At 54.9% G+C, this 18536-nt stretch carries 18 protein-coding genes and 1 tRNA gene; all 19 read right to left on the bottom strand.

Features of this window, described 5'->3' with window-relative positions:
* A partial coding sequence (locus AXW79_RS21820) for a GTP-binding protein (RefSeq protein WP_193558846.1) occupies positions 1-347 on the bottom strand: 347 nt, incomplete at its 3' end.
* 54 nt (positions 348-401) lie between these two features.
* Positions 402-2507: an elongation factor G gene (gene fusA, locus AXW79_RS21815; protein ID WP_005318585.1), complete on the bottom strand. Its 2106-nt coding sequence runs from the start codon at positions 2505-2507 to the stop codon at positions 402-404.
* 74 nt (positions 2508-2581) lie between these two features.
* Positions 2582-3052 (bottom strand): 30S ribosomal protein S7, encoded by a 471-nt coding sequence (gene rpsG, locus AXW79_RS21810; protein WP_005318583.1) that lies wholly within the window; start codon positions 3050-3052, stop codon positions 2582-2584.
* 93 nt (positions 3053-3145) lie between these two features.
* Positions 3146-3520, bottom strand: a complete 375-nt coding sequence (gene rpsL, locus AXW79_RS22615) for a 30S ribosomal protein S12 (protein ID WP_005306278.1) — start codon at positions 3518-3520, stop codon at positions 3146-3148.
* A 183-nt stretch (positions 3521-3703) separates the two neighbouring features.
* Positions 3704-3994 carry a sulfurtransferase complex subunit TusB gene (tusB, locus tag AXW79_RS21800; RefSeq protein WP_005318580.1) on the bottom strand — a complete coding sequence of 97 codons (291 nt, stop codon included), beginning with the start codon at positions 3992-3994 and terminating at the stop codon, positions 3704-3706.
* Between the two features lie 7 nt (positions 3995-4001).
* Positions 4002-4358: a sulfurtransferase complex subunit TusC gene (gene tusC, locus AXW79_RS21795; protein ID WP_005318577.1), complete on the bottom strand. Its 357-nt coding sequence runs from the start codon at positions 4356-4358 to the stop codon at positions 4002-4004.
* A gap of 9 nt (positions 4359-4367) precedes the next feature.
* Entirely contained in the window at positions 4368-4760 is a 393-nt protein-coding gene (gene tusD / locus AXW79_RS21790) for a sulfurtransferase complex subunit TusD (protein WP_005318576.1), read from the bottom strand.
* An 86-nt stretch (positions 4761-4846) separates the two neighbouring features.
* Positions 4847-5227, bottom strand: a complete 381-nt coding sequence (locus tag AXW79_RS21785; protein ID WP_005318574.1) for a RidA family protein — start codon at positions 5225-5227, stop codon at positions 4847-4849.
* A 25-nt stretch (positions 5228-5252) separates the two neighbouring features.
* Complete coding sequence (locus tag AXW79_RS21780; protein ID WP_005318572.1) at positions 5253-5969, bottom strand: helix-turn-helix transcriptional regulator; 717 nt, start codon at positions 5967-5969, stop codon at positions 5253-5255.
* Between the two features lie 196 nt (positions 5970-6165).
* A complete protein-coding gene (gene rpoC / locus AXW79_RS21775) occupies positions 6166-10470 on the bottom strand; it encodes a DNA-directed RNA polymerase subunit beta' (protein ID WP_005318570.1) in 4305 nt (1434 codons plus the stop codon).
* Positions 10471-10561: 91 nt separating this feature from the next.
* The gene (gene rpoB, locus AXW79_RS21770; protein WP_005318568.1) at positions 10562-14590 is read right to left on the bottom strand and encodes a DNA-directed RNA polymerase subunit beta; all 4029 of its coding nucleotides are present in this window, start codon (positions 14588-14590) and stop codon (positions 10562-10564) included.
* A gap of 222 nt (positions 14591-14812) precedes the next feature.
* A complete protein-coding gene (rplL, locus tag AXW79_RS21765; RefSeq protein WP_005318565.1) occupies positions 14813-15175 on the bottom strand; it encodes a 50S ribosomal protein L7/L12 in 363 nt (120 codons plus the stop codon).
* A 51-nt stretch (positions 15176-15226) separates the two neighbouring features.
* The gene (gene rplJ / locus AXW79_RS21760) at positions 15227-15727 is read right to left on the bottom strand and encodes a 50S ribosomal protein L10 (RefSeq protein WP_005318563.1); all 501 of its coding nucleotides are present in this window, start codon (positions 15725-15727) and stop codon (positions 15227-15229) included.
* A gap of 256 nt (positions 15728-15983) precedes the next feature.
* A complete protein-coding gene (rplA, locus tag AXW79_RS21755) occupies positions 15984-16685 on the bottom strand; it encodes a 50S ribosomal protein L1 (protein ID WP_005318560.1) in 702 nt (233 codons plus the stop codon).
* A gap of 4 nt (positions 16686-16689) precedes the next feature.
* Positions 16690-17118: a 50S ribosomal protein L11 gene (rplK, locus tag AXW79_RS21750; RefSeq protein WP_005318556.1), complete on the bottom strand. Its 429-nt coding sequence runs from the start codon at positions 17116-17118 to the stop codon at positions 16690-16692.
* 133 nt (positions 17119-17251) lie between these two features.
* Positions 17252-17803 (bottom strand): transcription termination/antitermination protein NusG, encoded by a 552-nt coding sequence (gene nusG / locus AXW79_RS21745; RefSeq protein ID WP_005318554.1) that lies wholly within the window; start codon positions 17801-17803, stop codon positions 17252-17254.
* A 9-nt stretch (positions 17804-17812) separates the two neighbouring features.
* Positions 17813-18184 (bottom strand): preprotein translocase subunit SecE, encoded by a 372-nt coding sequence (gene secE, locus AXW79_RS21740; protein WP_005318552.1) that lies wholly within the window; start codon positions 18182-18184, stop codon positions 17813-17815.
* Between the two features lie 60 nt (positions 18185-18244).
* Positions 18245-18321 (bottom strand) — tRNA-Trp (locus AXW79_RS21735).
* Between the two features lie 53 nt (positions 18322-18374).
* Positions 18375-18536, bottom strand: a 162-nt coding sequence (locus tag AXW79_RS22610; protein ID WP_080771121.1) for an EF-Tu C-terminal domain-related protein, incomplete at its 5' end; no start/stop codon positions are given.

Genomic DNA, 18536 nt, shown 5'->3' with positions numbered 1-18536 from the left:
GTTTGCGGCATCGGGCCGTCGGTCGCGGCTACTACCAGGATCGCGCCGTCCATCTGGGCAGCACCGGTGATCATGTTTTTAACGTAGTCGGCGTGACCCGGGCAATCTACGTGCGCGTAGTGACGGATGGCGGTGTCATATTCTACGTGGGAGGTGTTGATGGTGATACCACGCTCACGCTCTTCCGGTGCCTTGTCGATCTGGTCGAAGGCGAAAGCTTTACCACCGAAGTGCTTGGCCAGCACGTTGGTGATGGCGGCGGTCAGAGTGGTTTTACCGTGGTCAACGTGGCCGATGGTGCCGACGTTAACGTGCGGTTTGTTACGCTCAAATTTTTCTTTAGACACGACGTAGTCCTTCTAGGTTAAACCCGCCTACCGTCGTAGGCGGGGAATCATAAATTACTTGGATTTGCGCTCTTCGATAACTGCCTGAGCCACGTTATTCGGGGCGTCGGAGTACTTAGCGAATTCCATTGCGTAGGAAGCACGACCTTGGGTAGCGGAACGCAGTGCGGTCGCATAACCGAACATTTCGGCCAGCGGCACCAGGGCACGTACGATCTTGCCGGACGGGCCGTCTTCCATACCTTCGATCAGGCCACGACGACGGTTCAGGTCACCGATAACGTCGCCCATGTAATCTTCCGGAGTCTCAACTTCGACCTTCATGATCGGTTCGAGCAGTACCGGATTGGCTTTCATGTAACCAGACTTGAAGGCCATGGAAGCAGCGATTTTGAACGCCAGTTCGGAGGAGTCGACATCATGGTAAGAACCGAAGTGCAGACGCACGCCCAGATCCATTACCGGATAGCCTGCCAGCGGGCCGGATTTCAGCTGCTCACGGATACCCTTGTCAACACCCGGGATGTATTCACCAGGAATCACGCCGCCTTTGATGTCGTTAACGAACTCGTAGGCTTTGCCGGCTTCCAGCGGGTACATGTCGATAACGACGTGACCGTACTGACCACGACCACCAGACTGCTTGGCGTGCTTGCCTTCGACATCCTTGACGGTTTCGCGGATGGTTTCACGGTAGGCAACCTGAGGCTTACCTACGTTCGCTTCAACCTTGAACTCGCGACGCATACGGTCAACGATGATGTCCAGGTGCAGCTCACCCATACCGGCGATGATGGTTTGGCCAGATTCTTCGTCAGTCCATACGCGGAAAGACGGATCTTCCTGCGCCAGACGGCCGAGTGCCAGACCCATCTTCTCTTGGTCAGCCTTGGTTTTCGGCTCAACCGCGATGGAGATTACCGGCTCCGGGAATTCCATACGCTCGAGGATGATCGGTGATTTTTCGTCACACAGGGTGTCACCAGTGGTCACGTCTTTCAGACCGATGGCGGCAGCGATATCGCCTGCGCGAACTTCTTTTATCTCTTCACGCTTGTTGGCGTGCATCTGAACGATACGGCCAAAACGCTCGCGCTTCTCTTTGACAGAGTTCAGCACTGAGTCACCGGAGTTAACCACACCGGAGTAAACGCGGAAGAAGGTCAGGTTGCCTACGAACGGGTCGGTGGCAATCTTGAACGCCAGAGCAGCGAACGGCTCGTCATCAGATGCATGACGCTCGTCTTTGGTAACGCCGTCCAGCTTCAGGCCGTCGATGGCAGCTACGTCGGTCGGAGCCGGCAGATAGTCAACCACGGCATCCAGCATGGCCTGTACGCCCTTGTTCTTGAACGCGGAGCCACAGGTAACCAGGATGATTTCGTTGTTCAGAACGCGCAGACGAAGAGCTTTCTTGATCTCTTCCTCGGTCAGTTCTTCACCACCCAGGTATTTTTCCATCAGGTCTTCAGACGCTTCAGCAGCGGCTTCAACCAGGGACATGCGCATTTCTTGCGCCTGTTCCAGCAGCTCGGCCGGGATCTCTTCGTAATCGAAGGATACGCCCTGGTCAGCTTCGCTCCAGTTGATGGCTTTCATCTTGACCAGGTCGATAACGCCCTTGAAGTTCTCTTCTGAACCGATGTTCAGTTGCAGAGGAACCGGGGTACCTTTCAGACGGGTCTTGATGTGCTCAACGCAGCGCAGATAGTTCGCACCGGTACGGTCCATCTTGTTGACGAACGCAATACGGGGAACTTTGTATTTGTTAGCCTGACGCCATACGGTCTCAGACTGTGGCTGTACGCCACCTACGGCACAGTACACCATCACGGCGCCGTCCAGAACACGCATTGAACGCTCTACTTCGATAGTAAAGTCAACGTGGCCGGGGGTATCGATGATGTTGATACGGTGCGGTTGGAACTGTTTACCCATACCGGACCAGAAAGCGGTGGTCGCAGCGGAGGTGATGGTGATACCACGCTCTTGTTCCTGTTCCATCCAGTCCATGGTGGCGGCGCCATCGTGAACTTCACCGATCTTGTGACTTACACCGGTGTAAAACAGAACGCGCTCGGTAGTAGTAGTCTTACCGGCGTCGATGTGAGCGGAGATACCGATATTACGATAACGCTCAATGGGGGTTGTACGAGCCATTGTCATCCTCTTACTAGGAGCGGACCCCTAGATAACTGAAGGTGCGCAGAGCCACAAGACCCTGCGCAAGCGGATTACCAGCGGAAGTGAGCGAAGGCCTTGTTCGCTTCAGCCATACGGTGAACGTCTTCACGTTTCTTGACAGACGAACCCTTATTGTCAGCGGCATCCAGCAGCTCGCCAGCCAAACGCTGAGCCATTGATTTTTCACCACGTTTACGAGCGGCGTCAACCAACCAGCGCATTGCCAGGGCATTGCGACGGACCGGACGAACTTCTACCGGCACCTGATAGGTTGCACCACCGACACGACGAGATTTAACCTCGACGGCCGGACGAATGTTGTCCAGGGCTTCTTCGAATACGGCCAGGTGATCTTTGCCAGATTTGGTGGCAATGATGTCCAGCGCGCCATATACGATGGCTTCGGAAACAGATTTCTTACCGTCAACCATTACTACGTTGACAAATTTAGCCAGCAGCTCTGATCCGAACTTGGGATCCGGCAGGATTTTACGCTGACCAACAACACGACGTCTTGGCATTTCAAATTCTCCGTAACTTCAGGGGTTACCCAAAACTAGAAAGTTATCTAACTAGAAACGAATTAACGTTTGGCCTTACTTAACGGAGAACCATTAAGCTTTCGGACGCTTCACGCCATACTTGGAGCGAGCCTGCTTACGGTCTTTAACACCGGCACAGTCCAACGCACCACGAACGGTGTGGTAACGAACACCTGGCAAGTCTTTTACACGACCGCCACGGATCAGCACAACGGAGTGCTCTTGCAGGTTGTGACCTTCACCACCGATATAGGAGGTGACTTCGAAGCCGTTGGTCAGACGTACACGGCATACTTTACGCAGTGCAGAGTTAGGCTTCTTCGGGGTGGTGGTATATACACGAGTGCACACGCCACGCTTCTGAGGGCACGCTTCCAGCGCAGGCACGTTGCTTTTAACAACGAGCTTGATGCGTGGCTTGCGAACCAACTGGTTAATAGTTGCCATCAAAAGGCTCCTGATAATGACTTCATAAACATGTGAAAAATCCTCCCCGCAGATACGGGGACGCGAAATTTTATGCCCTGTTGTCAAGGGAGTCAAGATTTATACAATCCGTGCCGCAAAAGGGCACAATGGATCCCTTGTAAAGAGTCATAACTGACTGAACTTCATCGATAAAAATGGATGCTAGCCGCCCCAGGTCTGTGGAGACCCTTTTTCCGCGATCAACGCGACCAGACCGGCCATATCCAGATCCAGATCCAGATCCATCCCGATCCTCTGCTGCAATCCCCTCGCCTGCAAGTCTTCTCGCATCACATAGAGCGGAATATCTGCCAATCGCTCGCACCATTGAGGGGCCGTAGCCGCGATAACGGCATCCTGCATAAGCACCAAGAGATCATCCGGCTGGCGATAGCAGAGCGCCTGTTCCAGATCTTGGCTCAGGAAGGGGGACGTCAGTATCAGCTGTATCATGGTCACCTCAAAAACAGATATGGGTAGCGCATTGGCCCCACTGGCGGCAGATATCGGCACGGGAGAGGCTCTCAGCAGGGATCAGCAGGTCATCCATCGTCAGACCGCGTTCGGCAAGCGAGTCGGCACACACATAGACTTCCTCGATGTCATACAGCTCCAGCAGCTTGAAGGTCGGTGCATAGTGGCGCTGCAAGATGGCTTGAGGCTGCTGCTCCCTGACCAGCTGCAAGACACCGTCACCGATGAGGAACATGGCGAGCGACTCGGTCAGCGCCGAGGTCGCCAGCAAGGCATCCAGTCCTTCCCGTCCGGCGGCGGTACCATGGGGACCACGCCGGCAGATGAAAGCTATCTTGTTCATCTCACCCTCCTAGAACTGGACAAAGCGATCGGCGGTCAGGCTGGCTTCGGCCAGCTGACCCAGCCCACTCAAGCAAAATGGTGCCTGCAGGTTGAACTGCACCTTGCCTGCCCCCTTCGCCTCAGTCTCATCAAGCACACCACGCCGCATGGCGGCGGCAACGCACACATCGATACGTATCCCCTGCCCTATGGCCAACTCACGCCACAGCGCCACCAGGTTGCTCTCATCGGAGGCGGGAGCGTGCAGTTCGTTGCCATTGCAGACCCCATCTTGATAGAAGAATAGGTGTGATAGCCGGTGCCCTTGTTCGATGAGGCTCAAGGCAAAACGGTAGGCGGTGCTGGCCGACTGGGTGCCATAGGCTGGCCCCGTCACCAACAGGGCGAAACTCAGACTCATATCCGGACTCCTGTGCAGGTCTCTGTCCATTCTACGCCAAAGACAAAAAAGCCCCTCCAGGGAGGGGCTCTTCATTCAGCCGTGGATCAGACGTAAGCGATGGCTTCGACTTCAACCAGCACATCTTTGGGCAGACGGGCCACTTCCACACAAGAGCGCGCCGGCGCCGAGTCACCAAAGTAGCGTGCATAAACCTGGTTAAAGGCAACGAAGTTGTTCATGTCGCTGAGGAAACAGGTGGTCTTCAGCACCTTGCTGGTGTCGGCACCCGCCGCCTTCAATACTGCAACCAGGTTCTTCATCACCTGCTCGGCCTGCGCTTCGACGCCGCCAGCCACGATCTCCATGGTGGCAGGATCAAGCGGGATCTGCCCGGAGGTGAAGACCAGCTCGCCCAGTTTGGTAGCCTGAACATACGGACCAATTGCGGCTGGTGCCTTGTCGGTTGCAATAACTTCTTTAGCCATTCTTGTCTATCCCCTTCTATGGCGCTTACTCGTTCTCGTCTTCACCCTGCTTGCGCTGTCGGATGTACAGATAAACGGTATGTTTGGAAATATTCAGTTTGTCGGCGACCAGATTGATCGAGTCCTTGATATCAAATATGCCCTTCTCGAACAGCTGGGTCACGATAAACCTGTTTTTAGCATTGTTGGCAACGGTCGGATCACGGTTGATCTCATCGATGGTGTTATCCACCGTCTGAGCAACCAGCTCTTCCACACTGTTGGCAAACGTCTCCGGTGACTGGCGCTCAACTTGTTGCGGCGTCGGAAAAAACTCGGCGACAAACTCGTGAAAAGGCGCATTGATGTGCAAGTTGATGCAGATAAGACCGATCACCTGCTTGTCACTGTTCCTGATAGCGATGGTACTCGACTTCATCAGGGCACCGGTACGGCTGCGGGCAAAATAACTCTGGGTGTAATCCTGGCCGGTATTCTCTATGTCCTTGAGCATACGCAGCGCGAGATCGGTAATGGGGGCCCCCTCGTTCCGTCCCGTATTGAACCCGTTGGCAATCTTGATCACGGACTCGTGCAGATTTTCCAGGGAGTGAAGAACCACTTCACAGTGCTTGCCGAACAGTTCGGCCAAGCCTTCGATAAGCCCTCCATAGGAGCGCAACAATTCCCTGTCTTCGTCTGTAAAAGTGCGACCGATCAGTTGCTCTTCGGGAAGCATCACTTCCTCGATACCGACAGTCATGTTCTACCTCTGTAATAACCATTCAACTTTCCCGAGTTTTCAATTGCGGGGGGGCAAAGTCAACTTTTTTTGATTTTTTACTCTCCAACCTTGCTCTGGATCATCCGAATATCCGCGTGGCGACTGGCTTTGACGAGAAAGCAGCCAATAAAAAGGGCCCCTTGAAGGAGCCCTTTTCGATCACTGCAGCAGAAGATTACTCTTCGTCAAAGCTGCCGGATGCGTTGAGCAGATCCGCCAGATTTTGCTGAGCTTCATCAGCAGTCACCTGCGGCACACCAACAGCACGGGCTGCGGCGGCACGCTGGTTGATCCGGGCATGGTGGTAGGCAAAGCCGGTACCAGCCGGGATCAGACGACCCACGATCACGTTCTCTTTCAGGCCACGCAGTTCATCACGCTTGCCGCCAACGGCCGCTTCGGTCAGAACACGAGTGGTTTCCTGGAAGGAAGCCGCGGAGATGAAGGACTCGGTGCTCAGGGATGCCTTGGTAATACCCATCAGGATATGACGGAAGGTGGCCGGAGTCTTACCCTCGGCAACCAGCTTACGGTTGGCAATCTTCACGCGAGCCACTTCAACCTGCTCGCCTTCGATAAGGTCAGTGTCGCCAGCGCTCAGGATCTCGCACTTACGCAGCATCTGACGAACGATGACTTCGATGTGCTTGTCGTTGATCTTAACGCCTTGCAGACGGTAAACGTCCTGCACTTCGTTGGCGATGTAGTTGGCGACCGGGCTGATACCGCGCAGACGCAGGATGTCGTGAGCAGATTCAGGACCGTCTGCCAGCACTTCACCCTTCTCAACTTTTTCACCTTCGAACACGTTCAGGTTACGCCACTTCGGAATCATCTCCTCGTAGACGTCGCCACCATCAGTCGGGGTGATGACCAGACGGCGTTTGCCCTTGGTCTCTTTCCCGAAGGAGATGGTACCGGAGATCTCGGCCAGGATAGCCGGTTCCTTCGGTTGACGTGCTTCGAACAGATCCGCAACGCGCGGCAGACCACCGGTGATGTCCTTGGTACCACTGGACTCTTGCGGGATACGCGCGACCGCGTCACCCACGCCCACGTTGGCACCATCTTCCAGGTTCACGATCGCCTTGCCCGGCAGGAAGTACTGGGCGGCAACGTCGGTACCCGGGATCATGACATCCTTGCCGTTCTGGTCGACCAGCTTCACGGTCGGACGCATCTCTTTACCGGCGCTCGGACGTTCGTTGACATCCAGCACGACGATAGAGGAGAGACCGGTCAGCTCGTCGGTCTGACGAGTGATGGTCACGCCATCGATCATGTGCTCGAACTGGAGGCGACCCGCCACTTCAGTGATGATCGGGTGGGTATGCGGATCCCAGTTGGCAACTGTGTCACCGGCGCTCACGGCCTGGCCATCTTTCACTTCCAGCACGGAACCGTAAGGCAGCTTGTGGCTTTCCTTGGTACGGCCCATGTCATCCATGATGGTCAGTTCGGTAGAACGGGAGGTGATAACCAGTTTGTCATCGCTGTTGTGAACGAACTTGGCGTTCTGCAGCTTGATGCTACCTGTGTTCTTGACCTGGATGCTGCTCTCGGCAGCAGCTCGGGATGCGGCACCACCGATGTGGAAAGTACGCATTGTCAGCTGGGTACCCGGTTCACCGATGGACTGGGCGGCGATAACACCGACAGCCTCACCCTTGTTAACCAGGTGACCACGGGCCAGATCACGGCCGTAGCAGTGAGCACAGTTACCGAAGTCAGTTTCACAAGTGATGGCAGAACGTACCTTCACTCGGTCAACGGAGTTGCGTTCCAGCAGGTCACACAGCTGCTCGTCGAGCAGGGTGTTGCGCGCTACCAGAATTTCGTCTTCAGTACCCGGCTTGATCACGTCATCGGCAACCACACGGCCCAGTACGCGCTCACGCAGCGGCTCGACCACGTCACCACCTTCGATCAGCGGAGTCATCCACAGACCTTCAACAGTGCCGCAATCGTCCTCGGTGATCACCATGTCTTGTGCCACGTCAACCAGACGACGAGTCAGGTAACCGGAGTTAGCCGTCTTCAGTGCGGTATCCGCCAGACCCTTACGGGCACCGTGAGTGGAGATAAAGTACTGCAGTACGTTCAGACCTTCGCGGAAGTTAGCCACGATAGGGGTCTCGATGATGGAGCCATCCGGCTTGGCCATCAGGCCACGCATACCGGCCAGCTGACGGATCTGGGCTGCGGAACCCCGCGCACCAGAGTCGGCCATCATAAAGATGCTGTTGAACGACGCTTGCTCTTCTTCTTCACCCAGAGAGTTGACATCACGCTCTTTGGACAAGTTCTCCATCATGGCCTTGGAGACGCGCTCGTTGGCGCTGGCCCAGATATCGATAACCTTGTTGTAGCGTTCGCCCGCGGTCACCAGACCGGACAGGAACTGGTCCTGGATCTCGGCAACTTCGGCTTCGGCAGCGGCGATGATGTCTTTCTTGGCATCCGGGATGACCATGTCATCGATACCAACGGACGCACCGGACAGGGCCGCATAATGGAAACCGGTATACATCAGCTGGTCAGCGAAGATAACGGTGTCCTTCAGGCCCTGCTTGCGATAGCAGGTGTTCAGCAGACGGGAAATGAGCTTTTTACCCAACGCCTTGTTGGAAACACTCTTGATCCAGTTCTGCGGATTGGCATCCAGATCGGCCTGCTCTGCAGCAGTCAGCACCTTGGGCTCATCGATCAGGGCATATTCCATGCCTTTCGGCAGGATCAGGCTCAGGATCGCACGACCAACAGTGGTGTTCTTCAGCTCGGTACGCTCTACCAGCGAATCATCTGCCTGACGGAGATATTCGGTGATACGTACTTTGACGCGAGCATGCAGATCGGCCAGACCGGCGCGATATACCTTCTCGGCCTCTTTCGGGCCGGCCAGCACCATACCTTCGCCCTTGGCGTTGATACGGGCACGGGTCATGTAGTACAGACCCAAGACCACGTCCTGGGAAGGAACAATGATCGGCTCACCGGAGGCAGGCGACAGGATGTTGTTGGTAGACATCATCAGCGCACGCGCTTCCAGCTGGGCTTCCAGGGTCAGCGGTACGTGGACCGCCATCTGGTCACCATCGAAGTCCGCGTTATAGGCGGCACAAACGAGCGGGTGCAGCTGGATAGCCTTGCCTTCGATCAGGGTCGGTTCAAACGCCTGGATACCCAGACGGTGCAGGGTCGGTGCACGGTTCAGCAGAACCGGGTGTTCGCGGATCACTTCGTCCAGGATATCCCAAACGACAGCTTCTTCACGCTCCACCATCTTCTTGGCGGCCTTGATAGTGGTCGCCAGACCGCGGGATTCCAGCTTGCCATAGATGAACGGCTTGAACAGTTCCAGCGCCATCTTCTTCGGCAGACCGCACTGATGCAGACGCAGGGTCGGACCTACGGTGATAACGGAACGACCAGAGTAGTCGACGCGCTTGCCCAGCAGGTTTTGACGGAAACGACCTTGCTTACCCTTGATCATATCGGCCAAGGATTTCAGCGGACGCTTGTTGGAACCTGTGATGGCACGACCACGACGGCCGTTGTCCAGCAGGGCATCCACGGATTCTTGCAGCATGCGCTTTTCGTTGCGCACTATGATGTCCGGTGCAGCCAGGTCCAGCAGACGCTTCAAGCGGTTGTTACGGTTGATCACGCGACGATACAGATCGTTCAGATCGGAAGTCGCGAAACGGCCGCCGTCCAGCGGTACCAGCGGACGCAGGTCCGGCGGCAACACAGGCAGCACTGTCATGATCATCCACTCCGGCTTGTTGCCGGACTGCAGGAAGGCTTCCATCAGCTTCAGACGCTTGGTGGTCTTCTTGCGCTTGGTTTCGGAGTTGGTCTGATCCAGCTCCTCACGCATGGTCTTGACTTCACCTTCCAGATCGATGGCACGCAGCAATGCAAGGATTGCTTCGGCACCCATCTTGGCGTCAAATTCGTCGCCCCACTCTTCCAGTGCGTCCAGATAGTTCTCTTCGGAGAGCATCTGGCTGCGCTCGAGGTTGGTCATGCCGGGTTCGATCACTACATAGGATTCGAAATACAGCACGCGCTCGATGTCACGCAGGGTCATGTCCAGCAGCAAACCGATACGGGACGGCAGGGACTTCAGGAACCAGATGTGGGCAGTCGGGCTGGCCAGCTCGATATGGCCCATACGCTCGCGACGGACCTTGGTCTGGGTCACTTCTACGCCACACTTCTCGCAGATCACACCACGGTGTTTCAGGCGCTTGTACTTGCCGCACAGACACTCGTAGTCCTTCACCGGTCCGAAGATACGGGCACAGAACAGACCATCACGTTCCGGCTTGAAAGTCCGGTAGTTGATGGTCTCAGGCTTTTTGACCTCACCGAATGACCAGGAGCGGATCATGTCAGGAGAGGCCAGACCGATCTTAATACTGTCAAACTCTTCGGTCTTGGTCTGAGCCTTCAAAAACTTGAGTAAGTCTTTCACGTGTTTCCCCTGTCAGGAGTCTAACCTCGGCGCCCCTACTGCCAAAGCAGCGGGGCGCCCACGTCAATTCTCGAACAATAAGAGCGAGCTCTTACTCTTCGTCCAGCTCGATGTTGATACCCAGAGAGCGGATTTCCTTCAACAGTACGTTGAAGGATTCGGGCATGCCCGGCTCCATACGGTGGTCGCCATCCACGATGTTTTTGTACATCTTGGTACGGCCATTCACATCGTCAGACTTGACGGTCAGCATTTCCTGCAGGGTATATGCCGCACCGTAAGCCTCCAGGGCCCACACTTCCATCTCACCGAAACGCTGACCACCGAACTGCGCCTTACCACCCAGCGGTTGCTGGGTAACCAGGCTGTAAGAACCGGTAGAACGCGCATGCATCTTGTCATCGACCAAGTGGTTCAGCTTCAGCATGTACATGTAACCCACGGTGACCTTACGCTCGAAGACGTTGCCGGTACGACCGTCGAACAGGGAGATCTGACCGGATTCCGGCAGATCGGCCAGCTTCAGCAAGGCTTTGATTTCGTGCTCTTTGGCACCATCAAAGACAGGTGTAGCGACCGGCAGACCCTTGCGCAGGTTACCCACCAGGGTACGTACGTCGTCGTCAGACAGCTCGGCTATGTCCACTTGCTTGGTGTCTTTCTCGCCCAGGTCATAGACCTGTTGCAGGAAGTCACGCATCTCGTGCAACGCGCGCTGTTCCTTGATCATGCGGTCGATCTTCTCGCCGATACCCTTGGCAGCAAGGCCCAGGTGTACTTCGAGGATCTGACCGATGTTCATACGGGACGGTACGCCCAAGGGGTTCAGTACGATGTCGACCGGACGGCCGTATTCGTCATGAGGCATATCCTCGACCGGGCAGATCTTGGAGATAACACCCTTGTTACCGTGACGGCCTGCCATCTTGTCACCCGGTTGGATGCGACGCTTGACTGCCAGGTAAACCTTGACGATTTTCAGTACGCCCGGCGCCAGATCATCACCCTGGATAATCTTGCGACGCTTGTTCTCGAACTTCTTGTCGAAGTCGGCTTTCAGCTCGATGTGCTGTTCGGCGATCTGTTCCAGCTCGATCTGCTTGGCTTCATCTTCGATGGCCAATTCAAACCACTTGGTACGATCCAGCTTGTTCAGACGATCTTCGCTGTAACCGGCGGCCAGCAGCAGGTTGCGGGAGCGGCCGAAAATGCCGTCTTCCAGAATCTTGAACTCTTCGGTCAAGTCCTTCTTCGCTTCCTTCAGCTGCATCTCTTCGATTTCTTTGGCGCGCTTGTCTTTTTCCACGCCATCGCGGGTAAAGACTTGCACGTCAACCACGGTACCGTACACACCGTTCGGCACACGCAGGGAGGAGTCCTTCACATCGGAGGCCTTCTCACCGAAGATGGCGCGTAGCAGCTTCTCTTCCGGCGTCAGCTGGGTTTCACCTTTCGGTGTTACCTTGCCGACCAGAATGTCGCCGCCCTTCACTTCGGCACCCACGTAGACGATACCGGACTCGTCCAGCTTGGACAGAGCGGCTTCACCCACGTTCGGGATGTCGGCAGTGATCTCTTCCGGACCCAGCTTGGTGTCACGGGAGATACAGGCCAGTTCCTGGATATGGATGGTGGTCAGGCGATCTTCCTGAACAACACGCTCATTCACCAGAATCGAGTCTTCAAAGTTGTAACCGTTCCATGGCATGAACGCGACGCGCAGGTTTTGGCCCAGCGCCAGTTCGCCCAGATCGGTAGACGGGCCGTCAGCAACCACGTCACCGGCCATGACCGGCTCACCCAACATCACGCAAGGACGCTGGTTGATACAGGTGTTCTGGTTGGAACGGGTGTACTTGGTCAGGCTGTAGATGTCGATGCCGGCTTCGCCTGGCAGCAACTCATCTTCGTTGACCTTGATAACGATACGGGAGGCATCGACGTAGTCGATCATGCCGCCACGCTTGGCCACTACGGTTACACCGGAGTCAACGGCCACGGCGCGTTCCATACCGGTACCTACCAGCGGCTTGTCAGCACGCAGAGTCGGTACGGCCTGACGTTGCATGTTCGAACCCATCAGGGCTCGGTTAGCATCATCGTGCTCCAGGAAGGGGATCAGAGCGGCTGCCACAGATACGATCTGCTGCGGGCTCACGTCCATATACTGGATCTGATCGGCGTTCATAAAGGTGGATTCACCTTTGTGGCGGCACGGGATCAATTCATCTTTCAGACGGCCATCTTCGGTGGTCGCGGCGTTAGCCTGTGCGATCACGTACTTGCCTTCTTCAATAGCAGACAGATAGTCCACTTCGTCGGTGATCACACCGTCAATGACTTTACGGTACGGTGTCTCGAGGAAACCATACTCGTTGGTACGAGAGTACACGGACAGAGAGTTGATCAGACCGATGTTCGGACCTTCAGGCGTCTCGATAGGGCACAGACGACCGTAGTGAGTCGGGTGCACATCTCGAACTTCAAAACCGGCACGCTCACGGGTCAAACCGCCCGGGCCCAGCGCAGAGATACGGCGCTTGTGGGTGACTTCGGACAGCGGGTTGTTTTGGTCCATGAACTGAGACAGCTGGCTGGAACCAAAGAACTCTTTGACTGCGGCGGAGATCGGCTTGGCGTTGATCAGATCCTGCGGCATCAGAGTGTCCAGGTCGCCCAGGGAGAGACGCTCCTTGACCGCACGCTCGACACGCACCAGACCGACACGGAACTGGTTTTCAGCCATTTCACCGACAGAACGGATACGACGGTTACCCAGGTGGTCGATATCGTCCACTTCGTCATTGCCGTTACGGATGTCGATCAGGCGCTTCATGACTTCGACGATGTCGTCTTTGGTCAGAGTGCCAGCGCCGGTCTCATCTTCACGGGACAGACGACGGTTGAACTTCATCCGACCTACGGTAGACAGGTCGTAACGCTCGGAAGAGAAGAACAGGTTCTCGAACAGCTGTTCTGCTGCTTCACGGGTGGGCGGCTCGCCCGGACGCATCATGCGATAAATTTCGACCAGGGCTTCCAAACGGCTGGAGCTGGAGTCGATACGCAGGGTCTCGGACATGTAGGCACCGTGATCCAGTTCGTTGGTGAACAGAACCTCGAAGTGCTTGAAGCCGGCTTGGGACAGGTTGGCAACCGCTTCCAGGCTCAATGCCTGGTTGGCAGTCACAACCATTTCGCCAGTTTGCGGATGCGTGTAGTTCTTGGCAGCAACTTTGCCAACAACATACTCAACCGGTACCTCAATCTGGGTAACGGCATCTTTTTCCAACTGACGGATGTGACGCGCAGTCACACGACGACCGGTCTCAACCACCACGGCGCCATTGGCCACGATGTCAAAGGTCGCAGTTTCACCACGCAGGCGCTCCGGCACCAGATCCATCATCAACTTGCCATCTTTTACTTCAAAACCTATGGTCTCGAAGAAGTTGGCCAGGATTTCTTCGGAACTGAAGTCCAGGGCGCGCAGAATAATGGAAGCCGGCAATTTACGACGACGGTCGATACGGACAAACAGGTTGTCTTTTGCATCGAACTCGAAGTCCAGCCAGGAACCACGGTAGGGGATAACGCGGGCGTTATACAGCACCTTACCGGATGAATGAGTTTTGCCTTTATCGTGGTCGAAGAAGACGCCCGGGCTACGGTGCAGCTGGGAAACGATTACCCGCTCGGTACCATTGATAACAAAGGTGCCGTTCTCGGTCATGAGCGGAATTTCGCCCATGTATACTTCTTGTTCCTTGATGTCTTTGACGGTGCCGGCAGCTGCTTCACGATCGTACAGAACCATACGAAGCTTGACACGCAGCGGCGCGGAGTAGGTCACTCCACGGATCTGGCATTCTTTTACGTCAAATACCGGCTCACCCAGGCGATAGCTGACATACTGAAGCTCAGCACTACCGGAGTAACTGGTGATCGGGAAAACGCTACGGAAAGCGGCCTCTAGGCCATATTCACCTTCCGGGTCAGCCTCGATGAACTGCTTGAAGGAGTCCAGCTGAATGGACAACAGATAAGGCGTGTCCAGTACCTGGTCTCGCTTACCGAAGTCCTTACGAATGCGTTTTTTTTCGGTATAAGAGTAAACCATAGGGTTCCTCAGCTCGCTGATAAGTGACCCACTCTGTCCCGCGGGACAGCTCTGTCTCAACACCGTTTTGTGTTGGCCCGGACGATGATACGGTCCGGATTGCTGGTGCACCGAGAGTCGTAAACGGTGTGAAATGCTCTCAGTCTACAGCGCAAAAAGGCTGGTGAACAAATATTCACCAGCCCTAGCCTGTTTTATCAGGCTAATCTACATAAATGCAGATTATTTGATCTCAACAGAAGCACCAGCTTCTTCAAGCTGCTTCTTCAGAGTTTCAGCTTCATCTTTGGAGATGGCTTCTTTCAGGTTGGCAGGAGCGGCTTCTACCAGGTCCTTGGCTTCTTTCAGGCCCAGACCGGTAGCGGCACGAACGGCCTTGATGACGGCAACTTTGTTGGCGCCAGCAGCAGTCAGAACTACGTCGAACTCGGTTTTCTCTTCTACTGCTTCAGCAGCCGGACCGGCAGCAACAGCAACAGCGGCAGAAACACCGAACTTCTCTTCCATAGCTTCGATCAGCTCAACAACTTCCATTACGGACATGGAAGCAACGGCTTCGATGATTTGGTCTTTAGTGATAGACATGACAAAAATTCCTGATGTTGAATAAACTCAAACAGCCTAAATAGGCGAGAATCAAGCAGCAGCTTGTTTCTGATCACGCACAGCAGCGATGGTACGAACCAGCTTGCCAGCAGAGGCTTCTTTCATAGTCGCCATCAACTTCGCAATTGCTTCGTCGTAAGTCGGCAGCGTGGCCAGACGATCAATTTGTGCTGCGGCGATAAACTCACCGTTAAAAGCGCCGGCCTTGATTTCGAACTTTTGGTTCGCTTTGGCAAACTCTTTGAACAGACGAGCAGCAGCGCCCGGGTGTTCGTTGGAGAAAGCAATCAAGGTAGGACCAGTCAATACGTCGTTCAGGCACGCGAATTCGGTACCTTCAACCGCGCGACGCAGCAGGGTGTTACGCACAACGCGCATGTACACACCGGCTTCACGAGCGGTTTTACGCAGGACGGTCATCTTGTCTACAGTGACGCCGCGAGAATCGGCTACAACTGCGGACAGGGCGCCTTTGGCAGCTTCGTTGACTTCAGCAACAATTGCCTTTTTGTCTTCGAGTCCCAATGCCATTGGCTTAACTCCTGGATTGAATCTGAGTCTCATGACTCAGTACTGACACATCCCCCCTACCTTCACAACAGAGGGGAACGATGCGGTAGCAGGATTCCAGAAGAGAAAGAATCTTTCTCGCTGGGTTTCCGGCACCGTCTACGCAGGAAGGATTAAGGCTTTGCAGCCTCCTGCGGTCTTGGACGGAGGTCGAAGCCCCCAACCAATCAAGGCGCAAAATTATAGATTAAATTTTGCGCCTTGTAAAATCCATCAATTAGCCCTGAGCTTCCAGAGAAGCTTGGTCTACAGCAACACCGGCACCCATGGTGGTGGAGATGCTGACTTTCTTGATGAAGATACCTTTGGCGGAAGACGGCTTAGCCTTTTTCAGGGCAACCAGCAGTGATTCCAAGTTTTCTTTCAGCTGAACTTCGTCGAAAGAAACCTTACCCAGAGTGGTATGGATGATACCATTCTTGTCATTACGGTAACGAACCTGACCGGCTTTGGCATTCTTCACAGCTTCAGCAACGTTCGGGGTTACAGTACCGACTTTCGGGTTCGGCATCAGACCACGCGGGCCCAGGATTTGACCCAGTTGACCAACAACGCGCATGGCATCCGGGGATGCGATCACGACGTCGAAGTTCATCTCGCCTTTCTTGACCAGATCGGCCAGGTCATCCATACCAACCAGTTCAGCACCGGCAGCTTTGGCAGCTTCGGCGTTGGCACCCTGGGTAAATACGGCAACACGTACATCGCGACCGGTACCGTGCGGCAGTACAGTAGCGCCACGAACGTTTTGGTCAGATTTACGAGCATCGATACCCAGGTTGACAGCAACGTCAACGCTCTCAACGAACTTGGCAGTAGCCAGTTCTTTCAGCAGGGCAATGGCTTCGTTGATGGAGTACTCTTTGGTACCGTCAACTTTTTCGCGAATAACGCGCATACGCTTGGAAAGTTTTGCCATTGTCTTAATCCTCCACTACCAGGCCCATGGAACGAGCGGAGCCTGCGATGCAACGTACTTTTGCATCCAGATCGGCACCGGTCATATCCGGCTCTTTGGTCTTGGCGATTTCTTGCAGCTGGGCAACAGTCACCTTACCAACCTTGTCTTTGTTCGGCTTGGCTGAACCAGACTGGATACCGGCAGCTTTCTTCAACAGGAAGGCAGCAGGCGGAGTCTTGGTTTCGAAGGTGAAGGAACGGTCGCTGTAAACGGTGATCACGACCGGAGTCGGTGAGCCTTTTTCCAGCTTCTCTGTACGAGCGTTGAACGCCTTACAGAATTCCATGATGTTAACACCGTGCTGACCCAGAGCAGGACCAACGGGAGGGCTGGGGTTAGCACTGCCAGCCTTAACTTGCAGCTTGATATAAGCTGTGACTTTCTTAGCCATTAGAAAAATACCTCAGAAATGGGTTCTAGCGCCTCGGAGACATGCTCCTGCAAACGGCTCCCCAACTAATAAAGGGGCAGCGAATTATAGTGACATTCGCTGCCCCTGACAACCGTTAACGTACAGAGTTTAATCAGCCCTTTTCGACCTGACCAAAATCCAGTTCTACCGGCGTTGAGCGACCGAAGATCAAAACAGAGACCTTCACGCGGCTCTTCTCGTAGTCCACCTCTTCAACGGTACCGTTGAAGTCGGCGAACGGACCATCGGCAACTCGCACCATTTCACCCGGTTCAAACAGGGTTTTCGGGCGCGGCTTGTCGTGGGCATCTTGCAGGCGGTTCAGGATCGCATCGGCTTCCTTATCAGAGATAGGAGCCGGGCGATCAGAGGTGCCACCAATGAAGCCCATCACACGCGGTACGTTACGCACCAAGTGCCATGTGGTTTCATCCATGAGCATCTGAACCAGCACGTAGCCCGGGAAAAATTTGCGCTCACTCTTGCGCTTCTGGCCAGCACGCATCTCGACTACTTCTTCAGTCGGGACCAGTACTTCACCGAACATGTCTTCCATGCCATGCATCTTGATATGTTCACGCAGGGATTTAGCTACCCGACCTTCATAGCCGGAGAATGCCTGCACGACATACCATCTCATACGTTGTTCACGTTGTTCAGTCATGGCTTATCCTTACACTCCGGTAATCAAGTTGACCAACCAGACCAAGGCACCGTCCAGCATGAACAGCAACAGCCCCATCACGGCAGTCACCGCCAGCACAATCAGGGTTGTCTGAATGGCTTCCTGACGGGTCGGCCATACGACCTTGCGGACTTCCAGGCGAGACTCACGGGCAAATGCCAGTGTCGCCTTTCCCTTGGTGGTTTGCAGGGCTACTGCACCAGCAGCAGCAATGACAACGACCACACCCAGGGCGCGGACGGCAGCGACAACATCGTTGAGCAGGTAATTACCCACTACAGCGGCCGCCAGGATGATGAAAACCAGGCCCCAAAGCAGGGTATCCTTGCTTCCGCCCTGGCTCTCAGAACTAACACTCATACAACCCACCTGTATCTGACGTAACCAAAGACACAAAAGCCCCGTACGAGACGAGGTATATGGCAGGGGCGGCAGGACTCGAACCCGCAACCATCGGTTTTGGAGACCGCTGTTCTACCAATTCGAACTACGCCCCTACATAAGAAAGCCCCTATTATAGGGGCTTTGCTTTATTTATGTAAGCCAAAGATTAAGCAATCACGCTGGCTACAACACCGGCACCTACGGTACGGCCACCTTCACGGATAGCGAAACGCAGGCCGTCGTCCATTGCGATCGGCGCAATCAGGGTAACAACCATTTTGATGTTGTCGCCTGGCATTACCATTTCAACGCCTTCCGGCAGTTCGAT

This window comes from Aeromonas salmonicida subsp. salmonicida (assembly GCF_001643305.1).
In the GTDB taxonomy this organism is placed as follows: Bacteria; Pseudomonadota; Gammaproteobacteria; order Enterobacterales; family Aeromonadaceae; genus Aeromonas; species Aeromonas salmonicida.
Note: the sequence above shows the minus strand (reverse complement) of the source record. Positions and strands in the feature narration are given on the sequence as shown.